At 65.6% G+C, this 15,092-nt stretch carries 19 protein-coding genes; 15 read left to right on the top strand and 4 right to left on the bottom strand.

Annotated elements, in window-relative coordinates; genetic code table 11:
• Positions 1–4 precede the first annotated feature (4 nt).
• From argS to tatC, 8 genes are all read left to right on the top strand, one after another.
• Positions 5–1,732 carry an arginine--tRNA ligase gene (gene argS, locus SPYCA_RS05205; RefSeq protein ID WP_120219218.1) on the top strand — a complete coding sequence of 576 codons (1,728 nt, stop codon included), beginning with the start codon at positions 5–7 and terminating at the stop codon, positions 1,730–1,732.
• Positions 1,732–2,457: an SPOR domain-containing protein gene (locus SPYCA_RS05210; RefSeq protein WP_120219219.1), complete on the top strand. Its 726-nt coding sequence runs from the start codon at positions 1,732–1,734 to the stop codon at positions 2,455–2,457. The genes argS and SPYCA_RS05210 overlap by 1 nt, the downstream gene beginning before the upstream one ends.
• Before the next feature lie 107 nt (positions 2,458–2,564).
• Positions 2,565–3,572, top strand: coding sequence for a beta-N-acetylhexosaminidase (gene nagZ, locus SPYCA_RS05215; protein WP_120219220.1), 1,008 nt, complete (start codon positions 2,565–2,567; stop codon positions 3,570–3,572).
• Positions 3,573–3,579: 7 nt separating this feature from the next.
• Positions 3,580–4,365 carry a segregation and condensation protein A gene (locus tag SPYCA_RS05220; protein WP_443029496.1) on the top strand — a complete coding sequence of 262 codons (786 nt, stop codon included), beginning with the start codon at positions 3,580–3,582 and terminating at the stop codon, positions 4,363–4,365.
• Positions 4,362–4,955, top strand: a complete 594-nt coding sequence (scpB, locus tag SPYCA_RS05225) for an SMC-Scp complex subunit ScpB (RefSeq protein ID WP_120219221.1) — start codon at positions 4,362–4,364, stop codon at positions 4,953–4,955. The genes SPYCA_RS05220 and scpB overlap by 4 nt, the downstream gene beginning before the upstream one ends.
• A gap of 25 nt (positions 4,956–4,980) precedes the next feature.
• Complete coding sequence (locus SPYCA_RS05230) at positions 4,981–5,211, top strand: twin-arginine translocase TatA/TatE family subunit (protein ID WP_120219222.1); 231 nt, start codon at positions 4,981–4,983, stop codon at positions 5,209–5,211.
• Positions 5,212–5,243: 32 nt separating this feature from the next.
• Positions 5,244–5,630, top strand: coding sequence for a Sec-independent protein translocase protein TatB (tatB, locus tag SPYCA_RS05235; protein ID WP_120219223.1), 387 nt, complete (start codon positions 5,244–5,246; stop codon positions 5,628–5,630).
• Entirely contained in the window at positions 5,627–6,436 is an 810-nt protein-coding gene (gene tatC, locus SPYCA_RS05240) for a twin-arginine translocase subunit TatC (RefSeq protein ID WP_120219224.1), read from the top strand. The genes tatB and tatC overlap by 4 nt, the downstream gene beginning before the upstream one ends.
• A gap of 18 nt (positions 6,437–6,454) precedes the next feature.
• On the opposite strand, the gene SPYCA_RS05245 is transcribed toward tatC, so the two are convergent.
• Both SPYCA_RS05245 and mgtE read right to left on the bottom strand, forming a co-directional pair.
• Positions 6,455–6,580 carry an entericidin A/B family lipoprotein gene (locus SPYCA_RS05245; protein ID WP_041383123.1) on the bottom strand — a complete coding sequence of 42 codons (126 nt, stop codon included), beginning with the start codon at positions 6,578–6,580 and terminating at the stop codon, positions 6,455–6,457.
• Positions 6,581–6,962: 382 nt separating this feature from the next.
• On the bottom strand, positions 6,963–8,402 hold the full coding sequence (mgtE, locus tag SPYCA_RS05250) for a magnesium transporter (RefSeq protein ID WP_120219225.1): 1,440 nt from the start codon (positions 8,400–8,402) through the stop codon (positions 6,963–6,965).
• Between the two features lie 156 nt (positions 8,403–8,558).
• Here mgtE and SPYCA_RS05255 point away from each other — a divergent pair, with 156 nt between their 5' ends.
• Positions 8,559–9,008, top strand: a complete 450-nt coding sequence (locus SPYCA_RS05255) for a peptidylprolyl isomerase (RefSeq protein WP_120222159.1) — start codon at positions 8,559–8,561, stop codon at positions 9,006–9,008.
• Between the two features lie 180 nt (positions 9,009–9,188).
• Here the strand turns inward: SPYCA_RS05255 and SPYCA_RS05260 are convergent, their stop codons facing one another.
• Positions 9,189–10,325 (bottom strand): NAD(P)H-dependent flavin oxidoreductase, encoded by a 1,137-nt coding sequence (locus tag SPYCA_RS05260; RefSeq protein ID WP_120219226.1) that lies wholly within the window; start codon positions 10,323–10,325, stop codon positions 9,189–9,191.
• Positions 10,326–10,518: 193 nt separating this feature from the next.
• Here SPYCA_RS05260 and nadC point away from each other — a divergent pair, with 193 nt between their 5' ends.
• From nadC to SPYCA_RS05275, 3 genes are all read left to right on the top strand, one after another.
• Entirely contained in the window at positions 10,519–11,367 is an 849-nt protein-coding gene (gene nadC, locus SPYCA_RS05265; protein WP_120219227.1) for a carboxylating nicotinate-nucleotide diphosphorylase, read from the top strand.
• Positions 11,354–12,076: a ribonuclease T2 family protein gene (locus SPYCA_RS05270; protein WP_120219228.1), complete on the top strand. Its 723-nt coding sequence runs from the start codon at positions 11,354–11,356 to the stop codon at positions 12,074–12,076. The genes nadC and SPYCA_RS05270 overlap by 14 nt, the downstream gene beginning before the upstream one ends.
• 88 nt (positions 12,077–12,164) lie before the next feature.
• Positions 12,165–12,389 (top strand): hypothetical protein, encoded by a 225-nt coding sequence (locus SPYCA_RS05275; RefSeq protein WP_120219229.1) that lies wholly within the window; start codon positions 12,165–12,167, stop codon positions 12,387–12,389.
• A 10-nt stretch (positions 12,390–12,399) separates the two neighbouring features.
• Here the strand turns inward: SPYCA_RS05275 and SPYCA_RS05280 are convergent, their stop codons facing one another.
• Complete coding sequence (locus tag SPYCA_RS05280; RefSeq protein WP_120219230.1) at positions 12,400–13,695, bottom strand: MFS transporter; 1,296 nt, start codon at positions 13,693–13,695, stop codon at positions 12,400–12,402.
• 130 nt (positions 13,696–13,825) lie between these two features.
• On the opposite strand from SPYCA_RS05280, the gene pgsA reads away from it, so the two are divergent.
• Genes pgsA through SPYCA_RS05295 form a run of 3 tightly spaced genes read left to right on the top strand, consistent with a single transcriptional unit; the run spans position 13,826 to position 15,092 of the window.
• On the top strand, positions 13,826–14,398 hold the full coding sequence (pgsA, locus tag SPYCA_RS05285; RefSeq protein WP_120222160.1) for a CDP-diacylglycerol--glycerol-3-phosphate 3-phosphatidyltransferase: 573 nt from the start codon (positions 13,826–13,828) through the stop codon (positions 14,396–14,398).
• A complete protein-coding gene (gene moaD, locus SPYCA_RS05290) occupies positions 14,398–14,655 on the top strand; it encodes a molybdopterin converting factor subunit 1 (RefSeq protein ID WP_120219231.1) in 258 nt (85 codons plus the stop codon). The genes pgsA and moaD overlap by 1 nt, the downstream gene beginning before the upstream one ends.
• Positions 14,652–15,092: a molybdenum cofactor biosynthesis protein MoaE gene (locus SPYCA_RS05295; protein ID WP_120219232.1), complete on the top strand. Its 441-nt coding sequence runs from the start codon at positions 14,652–14,654 to the stop codon at positions 15,090–15,092. Before moaD ends, SPYCA_RS05295 begins: the two co-directional genes overlap by 4 nt.

Raw genomic sequence — 15,092 nt, forward strand, 5'->3', positions numbered from 1 at the left:
GTCCATGACCCTGTTCCGCCGCTTTTCCGACCATATTGATGCCGCGCTCGATGCGCTTGCCGCCCGCGACGCCATCCCCGCCGGACTCGACCGTTCGGCGGTCAGCGTCGAGCCGCCGCGCGACGCAGCGCATGGCGACATTGCCACCAATGCGGCGATGGTGCTCGCCAAACCGGCGGGCATGAACCCGCGCGCGCTCGCCGAACTGCTGGTGGCCGAACTCGCCGCGCTGGACGAGGTCGTCGAGGCGAGCGTGGCCGGGCCGGGTTTCATCAACCTGCGCCTCGCCGACGACAGCTGGCGCGACGAACTGGCGCTGATTCACGAGCTGCGCGCCGATTATGGCCGCTCGCAGATGGGGCGGGGACGGCGCGTCAATGTCGAATATGTCTCGGCGAATCCCACGGGGCCGATGCATGTCGGCCATTGCCGCGGGGCGGTGGTCGGCGATGCGCTCGCGGCGCTGCTCGAATATGCGGGGCACGAGGTGATCCGCGAATATTATGTCAACGACGCGGGGGCGCAGGTGGATGTCCTGGCGCGTTCAGTCCATATGCGCTACCGCGAGGCGCTGGGCGAAGATATTGGCGCCATTCCCGAGGGCCTTTATCCGGGCGACTATCTGATTCCCGTTGGCCAGAAGCTGGCCGCCGAGCATGGCGACCGTTTCGTTGCGGCGCCCGAAAGCGCGTGGCTCGGCCTGTTCCGCGCCGAGGCGGTCGGTGCGATGATGGACATGATCCGCGCCGATCTTGCGAAGCTCGGCATCCATCACGATCTCTTCTCGTCCGAAGCCGAGCTTCAGGCGGCCGGGAAGCCCGCGGCGGCCGAAAAATGGCTGCGCGAACAGGGGCTGGTCTACGACGGCATTCTGGAAGCGCCGAAGGGCGAAACGCCCGAAGACTGGGAGCCGGTCGAGCTGCCGCTGTTCCGCTCGACGCAGTTTGGCGACGATCAGGATCGCCCGATCCGGAAATCGGACGGCAGCTGGACCTATTTCGGCGCCGACCTCGCCTATCATTTCCAGAAAAGCGAAACGGCCGACGAACTCATCGACATATGGGGCGCCGATCATGCCGGGACGGTCAAGCGGATCAAGGCCGCGGTCGCGGCGTTGACCGGCGGCAAGACGCGTTTCGACGTCAAGCTGGTGCAGATGGTTCGCCTGCTCAAAAATGGCGAGCCGTTCAAGATGTCGAAACGCGCCGGCAATTTCGTCACGCTGGCCGATGTCGTCGACGAGGTCGGCAAGGATGCGGTGCGTTTCACCATGTTGACGCGCAAGGCCGACGCGCAGATGGATTTCGACTTTGCCAAGGTCGTCGAGGCGTCGCGCGACAATCCCGTCTGGTATCTGCAATATGCCAATGCGCGGATTGCGCGGTTGCGCAAGAAGGCGACGGATGCGGGGATCCTGCTTCCCGCCCCGGCGGCCGGGCGGCTGGGTGCAAATGAATTGGCGCTCGTCAAACTGCTGGCGCAATTCCCGCGGATCGTCGAGGCGGCGGCCTATGCGCGCGAACCGCACCGGATCGCCTTCTATCTGGCCGATGTCGCAGCGGCCTTTCACGCCTGGTACAATCTGGGCAACGACGATCCCGCGGCGCGCATCGTGCTCGATAATGACCCCGAATTGACCGCGACGCGCCTTTATTTGGCCGATGGAATCGGGCAGATCATCCGCAACGGGCTGCAACTCATGGGGGTTGAGGCGCTCGAGGAGATGAACTGATGGCCGGTAACGATGATGCGCAACGCCGCGACGACGGGCTGGGGCTCGACGATGAGGGCCGACTGCCCTGGCTCGAGGCCGCCGATGGCTTCGACGAGGATGGCGAGGTGTCGCCCGCGCGCCTGCTGATCATGGTGCTCGGCGGCCTGTTGCTGATCGGCGCGGTGCTCGGCGGGCTGTGGTGGATCCAGAATGGCGGCGCGCGCGGCAAGGGCGAGCTGATCGTCGCCGAAAAGGGCGACTATAAGATCGCTCCCAAGAGCGACGGCGCGAAGACGTTCGAAGGCGAGGGCGACGCCAGCTTCTCCGCCAGCGAAGGGGCGGCGCCGGCGGGCAAGGTCGATCCGTCGCGAATGCCCGAAGAGCCGGCCGTGACGATGGCGGAGCGCGATGCCGCCGCGAAGCAGGCGAAGGTGCCGGCTGCAGCGGCGAAGGCGGCGCCCAAGGCGCCTGCAAAGACGACGGCAGCGCCCGAACCGGCGTCGCCGAGCGGCGCCATGATCCAGCTGGGAGCGTTCAGCAGCGAAGGCGCCGCGACGAAGGCCTGGACGAACCTGTCGAAGCGTTTTGCCTATCTCGCCGAACTCGATCGGGTGATTTCGCCCGTCAAGGTCGGATCGGGCACTATCTATCGTTTGCGCGTTCCCGCAGGAACGACCGCCAACGCCTCGAATCTATGCGGAAAACTGCGCGTCGCTGGTGAAAATTGCGTCATCGTCCGCTGAATCGCCCCGCTTGGCCGCAGACTCCGTTGGTGCAATCGCGCGGCTGTGGCATGATCGCCGCTGTGGCCGTCGTGGGCGGGGCGGCGGCCGATGGAGGTTGACGCACGATGATTCCGGCGATTTTCGGCCTGTCCGGGCTGACCCTGACCGACGATGAGCGCGCTTTCTTTCGCGATTGCGCGCCCTCGGGCTATATATTGTTCGGGCGGAATATCGAGAACCGCGACCAGCTCCGTCGTCTGACAGACGAACTGCGCAGCCTCGACGGGCGGAGCAACCTGCCGATCCTGATCGACCAGGAAGGCGGCCGCGTTGCGCGCATGAAGGAACCGGAATGGCCCGCCTTTCCGAGCGGCGCCGCCTTTGACGCGCTTTATGAGCGCGCGCCCGCCAGCGCGATCGAGGCGGCGCGCCTCAATGCGATGGCGCTCGCGGCGATGCTGGCCGAAGTCGGCATCACGGTCGACTGCCTGCCGCTCCTCGATGTGCGCCAGCCGGGCGCAAGCGACGTGATCGGCGACCGCGCGCTCGGCAGCGAGCCGATGCGCGTCGCCGCGCTCGGACGCGCCATTCTGGGCGGCTTGCAGGCGGGCGGCGTTGTCGGCATCGTCAAACATATTCCCGGCCATGGCCGCGCGCTGCTCGACACGCACGAAGCCCTGCCGACGGTTACCGCCTCCGATCGCGAGCTTCAGTCCGACCTTGCTCCCTTTGCCGCGCTGCGCGATGCGGCGATGGCGATGACTTGCCACGTCATTTTCGCGGCATGGGATCCCGACCGGCCCGCAACGCTTTCACCGACCGTCATCGACAGTGTGATCCGCCAACGCATCGGTTTTCACGGCCTGTTGTTGACCGACGATCTCGACATGAAGGCGCTGTCGGGCGACGTGCCTTCGCGCGCGGTTGAGGCAATCGCGGCAGGGTGCGACATCGCGCTCAACTGCTGGGCGCGGATGGACGACATGATCGGTATCGCCAATCGGCTCGACCCGATCAGCACCGTATCGCGCGCAAGGCTTGAAGGCGCGATGGACCGAATCGGGGGCGTGCGCGACGAAGGCGAGTTCGCCGCGCTCGTCGATCAGCGTGACGCGCTTCTGGCGATGGCCTGACGCGCCGATGGAGGGGCTGTCGCTCCCGTTCGACATGGCGCCGCCGCCGGCGACCCGCGACGACGCGCTGCAATTGTCGCTTGAAAGCTGGGAAGGTCCGCTCGACCTGCTGCTCGCGCTCGCGCGTAGCCAGAAGGTCGATCTCAAGCAAATATCGATCCTGGCACTGGTCGAACAATATCTGCGCTTCATCGCCGAAGCGCGCGAGCTCAAGCTGGAGGTGGCGGCCGATTATCTGGTGATGGCCGCATGGCTCGCCTATCTCAAATCGGCCCTGTTGCTGCCCAAGGATCCGCTCGAAGAGCCGTCGCCCGACGAACTCGCACTGCGGCTGCAACTCAGGCTCCAGCGGCTTGCGGCGATGCGCGAGGCGGCGGCGCGCCTGCTCGCGCGCGACCGCATCGGCCGCGACGTCTTCTTGCGTCCGCGACCCGAGGGGCTGCGCGACGTGAAGCGGCGGCGCTGGGATGCCAGCCTTTATGACCTCCTCGCCGCTTACGGGCAGGTGAAGCTGCGCTCCGAGCCGGTGGTCCATATGGTGTCGCGGCGCCCCGTCGTCACGCTCGACGCCGCGCTTCATCATCTCGAACGGATGCTGGGCGTCAAGCTCGACTGGGGCGAGCTGGCCGATTTCCTGCCCGCCGACTATCAAGGGCCACTCCGCCGCTCGGCGATCGCGTCGAGCTTCGTTGCGGCGCTCGAACTGGCGCGGCAGGGCCGGGTCGATTTGCGGCAGGAGGGAGCATTCGAGCCGCTCTATCTAAGGACGGCGACAGGGGGGCAGGGGGCATGATCGACGATCTGGAGCGCGCGATCGAGGCGATGCTTTTTGCCAGCGACGAGCCGCTCGACGCGCGCCAGCTTGCCGGTCGGCTCGGCGACGAAATGACGCCGGGACAGGTGAGGGCGATCATCGAAACCATCGCCGCGCGCCATGCGGGGAGCGGCATCGAACTCGTCGAACGCGGCGGGCACTGGCATTTCCAGACGCCCGCGGATCTGGCGCATCTGCTCCGCCGCGAACGCGACGACCCACGCAAATTGTCCCGCGCCGCCGCCGAGGTGCTCGCGATCGTCGCCTATCACGAACCCGTCAGCCGTGCGGAGATCGAGGCGATCCGCGGCGTCCAGACGTCGAAGGGCACGCTCGACGTGCTGATGGAGGCCGAATGGATCGCTCCGGCCGGGCGGCGCGAAGTGCCGGGACGCCCGCTCATCTACAAGACGACCGACGCCTTTCTGCAACATTTCGGGCTTGGAAGCCGCAAGGATCTGCCCGGCATCGACGATCTGCGCGCCGCGGGACTGCTCGATCCCGTCGATCTCGCTTTTGAAACGGCGATGGGCGAGCTGGACCTAGTAAAAGACAGTGAAGAGGCTTAGATGAGCCCTTCAAGGAGATTTTGAGATGGGTAGCTTCAGCATCTGGCACTGGCTCGTGGTCGGGATCCTCGTCCTGCTGCTGTTCGGCAAGGGCCGCTTCTCGGACATGATGGGCGACGTCGCCAAAGGCATCAAGAGCTTCAAGAAGGGCATGGCCGACGACGACACGCCGACGCCCGCGCCGAAGCAGATCGAAGGACAGCGCATTCCCGACGCGCCCGCGCCGACGCCGACCGCGGAAACCGAAAACCGCTGACCGCTTTCCGTTCGCGGGGAACAGGCTGACTCATGTTCGATGTTGCGCCCACCGAGTTGCTGCTCGTCGTGGTGGTGGCCCTGGTCGTGATCGGCCCCAAGGATCTGCCCAAGGCGATGCGCTTTGTGGGCAAATGGCTGGGCAAGGCGCGCGGCATGGCGCGCCATTTCCGCGCCGGGCTCGACACGATGATGCGCGAGGCCGAGCTCGAAGAGCTGGAGAAGCAGTGGCGCGAGCAGAATGAGGCGATCATGCGCGAGTTCCCGCGCGTCGACGACATTGATGCGGCCGCCGCGGCGACGCCGACCGGCAGCACATCGCACCCGGCCCAAAGCGCGGAGGCGGACAAGGGCAAAGCGATCGGAACGGGCGAGGCCGAAACGCATGTCGTCCCACCGCGCGGCGAGGCGCTGCCATGAGCGATCCGGCGCCCGGCGATCCGGCGGAGGAGGATGGCGCGGGCGGCAAGATGCCGCTGCTCGACCATCTGATCGAGCTTCGCTCGCGCCTGCTCAAGTCGTTGCTTGCCGTCGCGCTTGCGTTCGGGGTGTGTTTCTATTTCGCGCGACCGATCTTCGCGATCCTCGTTCAGCCGCTGATCGCGGCGGGGCAGGGCAAGCTCATCTATACGCAGCTGTTCGAGGCCTTTTTCGTCGAGGTGAAGGTCGCCTTTTTCGCGTCGATGATGATCGCCTTTCCGGTGATCGCGAATCAGCTCTGGAAGTTTGTTGCGCCCGGCCTCTATCGCCAGGAAAAGCGCGCGTTGCTGCCTTTCCTCTTTGCGACGCCGGTGCTGTTCGCGGTGGGGGCGTCCTTCGCCTATTTCATCACCATCCCGCTCGCGCTGCGCTTTCTGCTCGGTTTTCAGGGCGATGTCGGCGGCGTGACGCAGGAAGCCCTGCCGTCGGTGGGCAATTATCTGAGCTTCACGATGCAGTTCATCATGGCGTTCGGCATCGCCTTCCTGCTCCCGATCCTGCTGATGCTCATCGAACGCGCGGGGCTGGTCAGCCGCGACCAGCTCATTTCGGCGCGCCGCTACATGATTGTCGCCGCCTTTGCCATTTCGGCGGTGGCAACGCCGCCTGACATCTTGAGCCAGTTCCTGCTCGCGGTGCCGCTGATCCTGCTTTATGAATTTTCGATCTTCGCGATCTGGTTCACCCAGCGCCGACGCAAAACAGGCGCCGAAGCGGCGCCTGTCGAGCCTCTCGAAGAGGCTTAGGGTAAGCGAAATATCGGGTCAGATGGCCCGGTCGCCCGCCTCGCCGACCGATTCGATGTCGCGGCCGACGCCCTTTACCGTGTTGCAGCCAGCGACCAGAAAGCTGGCGAGCAGGGCCAAGAGGATTGCACGAAAACCAGTCATCTTCTCACCTCTTCCCAAATCTTGGTGCAAAATGGCCCGGCACGCTTCGAGGGGGGGGAGGGAATGCGGGCCGGGCCAATGTTGCTGAGCAGCGCTGCGGGGGGGCGATGACCGCTGCTCGAACGGGAAACGACCGATGGGGGCGATTGGTTCCCGAAAAAAAACGACATGGGCTGCATTTTTTTGGTCGTTGTCATCCGGACGAACAATTCCAGATATTTAGAGGCCGATCGGCTTTGACTGAATAAGCCATGTGCTCCCGCGAAGGCGGGAGCTCCTCGCCGGTTCGCGCTGTTTTCAACCGGCGGAAGATGGGGCCCCGCCTTCGCGGGGACGCCCGGATTGATCAAAATGCTTCGCTCAAAGACGGCCATGATCCGAGCTATAGCGTCGTCAGACCGCTCAGCACGGCGAGGCCGAGGAAGGCCAGGAAGCCCATCGAATCGGTCGTCATCGTCACGAAGATCGAACTGGCGACCGCGGGATCCTGATCGAGCCGGTCGAGCAGCAGGGGGATGGCGACTCCGGCAACGCCCGCGACGAAGATGTTGACGATCATCGCCGCGGCGATCACGCCGCCCAGCGCCGGGTTGGCAAACCACAGCGCGGTGGCAGCCCCGGCGATCAGCGCGATGGTGCCGCCGTTGAGCAGCGCGATCTTCATCTCGCGCCAGATCGCGCGCCAGCTGTTCGAATCGGTGAGCTGGTTCATCGCGAGCGCACGCACCGTCACGGCAAGCGTTTGCGTGCCCGCGTTGCCGCCGACCCCCGCGACGATCGGCATCAGCGCGGCGAGCGCGACCATCTGCTCGATCGCGCCGCCGAACAGGCCAACAATCGTCGATGCGACGAGCGCGGTGCCGAGGTTGGCGATCAGCCAGCGCACCCGCGCGCTGTATGTTTCGCGAATCGGCTCGTTGATGTCGCCGTCGCCCGCGCCCGACAGCCGCAATATGTCCTCGCCTGCCTCTTCCTGGATGATGTGGACGATGTCGTCGACGGTGATCATGCCGACGAGGCGCCCCGCCTTGTCGACCACGGCGGCGGAGATCAGCGCATATTTCTGGAAGCGCAGCGCGACCTCTTCCTGGTCCATGTCGACAGGGATCAGCGTCTGCTCGCGCTTCATCACGTCGCTGATCGCGATGTCGCGCGGGGTGCGGAGAATCCAGCTCAATTGACAGGTGCCGACGGGGCGGTGCATCGGATCGACGACGAAGATTTCCCAGAAATCGCTGGCAAGGTCGGCGTCCTCGCGCAGCCGGTCGATGACGTCGCCGACCGTGACATGTTCGGGCACCGCGACGAGGTCGCGCTGCATCAGGCGGCCCGCCGATTCCTCGGGGAAAGAGAGCGCATCCTCGATCGCGGCGCGATCCTCGGGCTCCATCGCGTCGAGCACCGCCTGCTGCTCGTCGGCTTCCATATCCTCGATGATCGCAACGGCGTCGTCGGTATCGAGTTCGGACGCGAGTTCGGCCACCTGCTCGGGCGCGAGCAGGTCGATCAGCTCCTCGCGCACATAATCGTTCATTTCCGCCAGAACGTCGGCGGAGAGCATGTCGCCGAGCACCGCGGCGAGCATGGGCCGCTCATCGGAGCGCGCAAGCTCGAACAGGTCGGCGATGTCGGCGGGGTGGAGGCGGCCGATGCGTTCGCGCGCCGCCTCGCTTTCGCCCGCTTCGGCGAGGTCGATCACGTCGCGCACGAAATCGGGTTTCAGCCGGTCGTCCTCGTCGAGCTCGGTTTCCGGGATGAAAGCTTCGCGATCGTCGGTGATCGCTACGCCGTCCGCTGGCCGGGATTCTTCGCGTTCGTCCATCGCGCGGTCCTCCCTCGTCTTTGGCGGCGTCCGGCTTTTCCCCTAGAGCGGCCGTTCGCCGATGGCAACGCCGCGAACAGGCTTTAGCGATTTAGGGCGTGGCCTTGGCCGCCGCGTGCCGCTATGGCGCTGCCAACCCCGCTGACAGGAGCCAAGATCATGTCCGATACCCTTACGCTTTCGCTGTCGACCGGCGATGTTGTCATCCGCCTGCGTCCCGACCTCGCCCCGCTGCATGTCGAGCGCATCTCGACGCTTGCGAAAGAAGGCTTTTACGACGGCGTCGTCTTTCACCGCGTGATTCCCGGCTTCATGGCGCAGGGCGGCGACCCGACCGGCACCGGCATGGGCGGCAGCCAGCTTCCCGACCTGCCGCAGGAGTTCAACAGCGAACCGCACGTCCGGGGCGTCTGTTCGATGGCGCGCGCGCAGAATCCGAACAGCGCGAACAGCCAGTTCTTCATCTGCTTCGACGACGCGCGCTTCCTCGACAATCAATACACCGTCTGGGGCGAGGTGATCGAAGGCATGGAAAATGTCGACGCGCTGCCCAAGGGCGAACCGCCGCGCGAGCCGGGGATGATCGTGAAAGCGACTGTGGGCTGATTATATCCATCTCCCATCGGGAGAGGGTTGCGAAGACTTGGCGCGCAGCGCCTAGGCGTAGCTGGGTGAGGGGATGTGACGGCGCGGACAATGCGTCGGTCGATCCCCTCATCCAAGTCCGGCTAACCAGCAAGCTGGCGAGCCTCCCTATCCTTCTCCCGACGGGAGAAGATTTGGCGATCACTCTCCCACAAACCCGTTCAGCCGCTCGCACGCGGCGATCCAGTCTTCCTTGAACGCCTGCACGACCTGCCCGGCGCCCATCGCCTCGTTCATCAAGCCGACGCCCTGGCCAACCCAATAGGTCGCGAGCGCTTTGGCGCCTTCGTGGCCGCCTTCGGCGAGCTTGTCGACCTTGCGCAGCGCGGGTTCGCTGACCAGCGACTGGAGTGGCATCGGTAGCGGCTTCGGCGCGCCCTCGGCTTCCCACGCATCGGTCCAGGGCGAGCGGAGCTGGCGCGACGGCTTGCCGGTGCGGCTTTTCGACCGCACCGTGTCGCGCGAGGAGGCGGCGAGCATCTTTTGCTTCACCACCGGGTTGGTTTCGGCCTCGGCGGTCGTCAGCCAGACCGATCCGGTCCACGCGCCATGCGCGCCCATCGCCATCGCCGCCGCCATCTGCCGCCCGGTGACGATGCCGCCCGCGGCGAGGATCGGCGTCGTGTCGCCGATCGCATCCAGCGCCGCCGCGACTTCGGGGACGAGCACCATCGTTGCGACCTCGCCGCAATGGCCGCCCGCCTCGCCGCCCGCGACGACGAGGATGTCGACCCCCGCGCGCACCTGCGCTAGCGCGTGATCGCGCGTGCCGACGAGCGCGGCGACGGGGACATTGTGCCGCTTGCCGAGGTCAAGCATCAGCGGCGGCGGGACGCCGAGCGCGTTCGCGATCAGCTTGATCGGGTGGCGAAAGGCGACGTCGAGCAGTCGCGCGGCGCCTTCCTCGCGCATATTGTCGCCAAAGCTCTGCCGCGCTTCCATCGCGCTGTCGAGGCCGCTCGCATCGACATCGAACTTGCCGAGCAGCTCGGCCGCGAAATTGAGATGCGTTTCAGGAATCTGCGTAGCACCAGCGGACGGCGCACCCCCCTTGCCAGCAAAGCTGTTCGGAACGATCAGGTCGACGCCATAGGGACGCCCGCCAACATGCGCGTCGATCCACGCCAGCTCTTCCTCCAGCCGCTCGGGCGGCAGTGCGGCGGCGCCGAACACACCCATTCCGCCCGCTTTCGACACCGCGACGACGACGTCGCGGCAGTGCGAGAAGGCGAGCAGAGGGAACTCGATGCCGAGCATCGTGCAAATGGGGGACTGCATGTGAACCTCTCTCCTGTTTTCATGGTCGTCATTGCGAGCGCAGCGAAGCAATCCCGCGCGGTTCACGCCTACCCCAGATTGCCGTGTCGCCTCCCGCTCCTCGCAATGACGATGCTCTATTGGTCCGCATGTCAGCCTTAGTTGACGTAAACGTCAAGTTGATTTGACGCCGCCTCCCATTATCGCGGACACGATGACCCATTTTTCGCTGCCCGGTTTCGACCTCGACGCCTTTGTCCGCGCCACACTGGCCGAGGATCTGGGCACGGGGGGCGATATTACGTCGATGGCGACGATTCCTGCCGATGCGCGATTCGCCGGGGTGATGGACAGCCGCGATACGATCACCGTCGCCGGCCTTCCGATCGCCGAGCGATTCTTCCGCGCGCTCGATCCGTCGATGGAGATCGAGATCCTTGTCGACGAAGGCGCCGAAGTTGCGGCGGGGAGCGATTTGATGCGCCTTTCGGGCAATGCGCGCGCGATGTTGACCGCCGAACGCTCGGCGCTGAACACGGTGCAGCATCTGTCGGGGATAGCGACGATGACGCGCCAGTATGTCGAGGTGATCGCGGGGACCGGCGCGACGCTGCTCGATACGCGCAAGACGATTCCGGGCCTGCGCGTGCTCGAAAAATATGCGACGCGCGTGGGCGGGGCGACGAATCACCGCATGGGCCTTTGGGATGCGGCGATGATCAAGGACAATCATGTCGCGGTGGCCGGGTCGGTCGAGGAAGCGGTGCGCCGTGCCGTGGCGGCGGGAATCGCGGATATCATCGTCGAGGTCGATCGTGTCGCGCAGGTCGAACCCGCGCTGAAGGCCGGGGCGACCCACCTGCTGCTCGACAATATGGGGCTCGACGATTTGCGCGCTTGCGTTGCGATCGTCGGCGGCAAGGTGCCGACCGAGGCATCGGGCGGGGTGCGGCTCGACACGATCCGCGCGATCGCCGAAACGGGGGTCAGCTATGTGTCGGTGGGGCGGCTCACCCAATCGGCGCCCGCGGCCGACATCGGGCTCGATTTTGCGCTGGCTTAGCGCCGCTGCGCTGGCGCTGATGCCCGTAGCGGCGCAGGCGCAGACGCTCGCCTGTTCGGTGCCCGACCGCATAACGGTGCCGCGGCTCGAACAACCGCGCCGGGGGGAGCCCGTGCGGCGGCCGCCGGTCACCGGCTATCTGCTGGCGATGAGCTGGTCGCCGCAGCATTGCGCGGGCGTGCGCAATCCCAAGGGCGCGCGCGACGGGTTTCAATGTTCGGGCGAAAATGGTCGCTTCGGATGGGTGCTGCACGGGCTGTGGCCCGAAACCGACGATGCAGGCTATCCGCAATGGTGCCGCCCGGCCAAGATCGTGCCGCAGCCGGTGCTGAAAAAGCATCTGTGCATGACGCCGTCGGCGCAGCTGCTCCAGCACGAATGGGCAAAGCACGGGACGTGCATGAGCCCGCATCCCGCGGCCTATTTCCGCGCTTCCGAATTATTGTTCCGCGCGGTGCGCTTTCCCGACATGAAGGCACTGGCGTCCCGGCGGTTGACGGCGGGCGACGTCCGCCGGGCCTTCGCCGCGGTCAATCCGGGGGTGAGCCCGGCTATGATCGCGGTGACCGCCGACCGGCGGGGATGGCTGAAGGAGGTGCGCTTCTGCCTGGGACCACGCATGAAGCCGGCGCGCTGCAAATCTTTTCAAATGGGGTTGAAGGACGGACGGCCGCTGCGCGTCCGGCCGATGGCGGCGCCCCGGCGCTGATCCGTCGGAACCGTCCCGCTTCGGGACGGTGGCGCGTTAACACTCTTTTAAGCTTACCGACTCGTTAACATGGTCCTAGCCTTGGCGCATGGACTCGAACGATCATGTCGACATTCGCGGGCGTATACGGGCGCACGGCGCCCGCCAGCTGACGATCGCGCGAATGAACGCTCCGGCGGACTGGCAGGACGAACTGCGCCGCGCGCTGGCCGGGCATCGCGAATCCGCGACGATCTTTTCAAACAATGATCTGCGGCTGTTCCTTCAGAGCTTCGCGATCTTCTTCACCGCGACGATGCTGTTCGTGATGTAAGAACAGGCTTCTAATCGCAAGCCCGGTGCAGCTTGACCGCAAGCCAGGCGGAAACGAGGCACATGGCGGCGCTCATCAGCAGCTGATCGACGACGCCGATGCCCGCGAAGCCCAGACCCATTGCGAGCAGCGAGCCGATCACCATCGCGCCTGAATTGACGATATTGTTCGCCGCCACGGTGCGTGCGGTCTGATCCTTGGGAACCGTCGTCGTCAGAAAGGCATAGAGGGGGACGACGAACATGCCGCCGCTGATCGCGATGCCGAGCAATGCTGCGAGGAGCGGAACGACGTCGGCGTGACCCAGGAATCCGGCAATGCCGTACATCACCCCCGACGGATCATGTTCCCAATTGCGGCACACCCAATAGAAGGCGACGACGAACAGGCCCATGACGATGACGCTGGCGGGGCTGTAGCGCGCCGACACCTGCCCCTTGAGCAGCCGGTTGACGGCGACCGAGCCGATTGCGATGCCGATCGAGAAGATGGCGAGGAAGAGACTGGCGACGCTCTTGTCGGCGTGGAGGATATTCTTCACCAGCGGCGGGAACTGGATGAAGAGCACCGCGCCGATGGTCCAGAAAAAGCTGATCGAGAGGATGGCGAGGTAGAGCCGCGGGATGTGCATCGTGCCGCGCACAAGCGCCACCGACGAGCGGATGATGTGCCAGTCGATCCCCGTCTCCAGATGCTCGGGCGGCGCGGGAGGCACCTTGCGCCCCGTCCAATAGCCCACCGCGGCGACGAGCACGACGCCGAGCGCCGCCCATTCGACGTCGATGATGCCGGCCAGGATCGTTCCGGCAAGGATCGCGATATAGGTGCCCGCTTCGACCAGCCCGGTGCCCGCGAGCACCTCATCGCTTCTGAGATGCTGCGGCAGGATCGCATATTTGATGGGGCCGAAGAAGGTCGAATGGACGCCCATCGCAAAGAGCGCGAGCATCATCAGCGGGATGGCGAGCAGGTGAACGGCAAAACCGAGCCAGGCGAGGATCAACCCGAGCCCGCCGACGAGCATGATGACGATTTCGCACAATTTGACGATGCGGATGATCCGCGCCTTGTCGCGCGTGTCGGCAAGCTGGCCGGCGAGCGCCGACAGCAGGAAAAAGGGCAGGATGAATACGCCCGTCGCGACCGCGCTGAACAGGGTTTCGGAGGCCTCGTCGTTGAACACGCCATAGACGACGAACAACACCATCGCATTCTTGAACAGATTGTCGTTGAATGCGCCGAGGAGCTGGGTAACGAAAAGGGGCAGGAACCGGCGTTGCTTCAACAGCGCAAAGGAGCCGGTCATGCGTGGTCCAATCTTTTCAACATTGTCGGTTCGCGCGCATTTCGCGGGCAACAGCTTGTCGCCGGGGGGGCTTATCGGCTAGGGCGGCGCTGGTCAAAGGTGATTTTGACCGGCCAAGTCGATGGGGATCATGCTGAGCCTTCCCAACATTTTGACCTTGTCGCGAATCCTGGCGGTTCCCATCCTGCTGTTCCTCCTGTGGCCGGGCGTGACCGAGGGATCGCATCAGCCGAAACCGATCGACTATGTTTTGGCGTTCGGCCTTTACTGCCTGATGGGCATTACCGATTATTTTGACGGCTATGTGGCGCGCGCGCGCGGCACCGTGTCGCGGCTGGGCATTTTCCTCGATCCGATCGCCGACAAGATCATGATCGCGGCGGTGATCCTGCTGCTCGTCTTCACGCGCGACATCGACGGGTGGCACGTCATTGCGGCGCTCGTCATCCTGCTGCGCGAGATCATCGTGTCGGGGCTGCGCGAGTTTCTCGCGACCTTGCAGGTGTCGATGCCGGTGACGCAGCTTGCCAAGTGGAAAACGACCTTTCAGCTCGTCGCCTTCGGCGCGCTGATCCTGGCGGGCGCCTTGCCTGCAATGGCGTGGATCAAGACGGTCGGGCTTGCATCCTTGTGGGGGGCGGCAGTGCTGACGCTGGTGACCGGCTGGGATTATCTGCGCGTCGGCCTGAAGCATATGGACTGATGCGGCTCGAGCTGGCCTATTTTGCCTGGGTGCGCGAGCGCATGGGCACGCCCGGCGAGACGGTCGAGCTGCCGCCCGCAATCGCCGATGTCGCGGCGCTGCTCGGCTGGCTCGCCGCGCGGGACGAACGCGGGGCCGCGGCCTTTGCCGAGCCGCACCGCATCCGCGCCGCGATCGACGGCGCGATGACGGGGCCGGATGCGGCGCTCGCGGGCGGGCGCGAAGTGGCGCTGTTCCCGCCGGTGACGGGCGGATGATCCGCGTGTTCGTCCAGACCGCGCCGATCGAGGTCAGCGCCGAGATCGACCTGCATGACGCGGGCGGCCACGGCGCGAGCGCCAGCTTCATCGGCCGCGTGCGCGGCGACGCGGGGCTGACCGAATTGTTCCTCGAACATCATCCGGCGATGACCGAGGCGGGGATGGCGGCGCTCGCCCATGTCGCCGCCGACCGCTGGAAACTGGGCGCACTAACCTTGATTCACCGCGTCGGCTCGATGACGCCGGGCGAAACGATCGTGCTCGTGCTCGCGAGCAGCCGCCACCGCGCCGAGGCGCTGGCGGCGTGCGAATATCTGATCGACCGGCTGAAGACCGACGTGATGCTGTGGAAGCGCGAGAGCTTTGCCGACGGACGCGTTGCGTGGGTCGAGGAACGCGAGGGCGACCGGGATCGCGCGGCGCGGTGGGAGTGA

The organism is Sphingopyxis sp. FD7 (assembly GCF_003609835.1).
Taxonomy (GTDB): Bacteria; Pseudomonadota; Alphaproteobacteria; order Sphingomonadales; family Sphingomonadaceae; genus Sphingopyxis.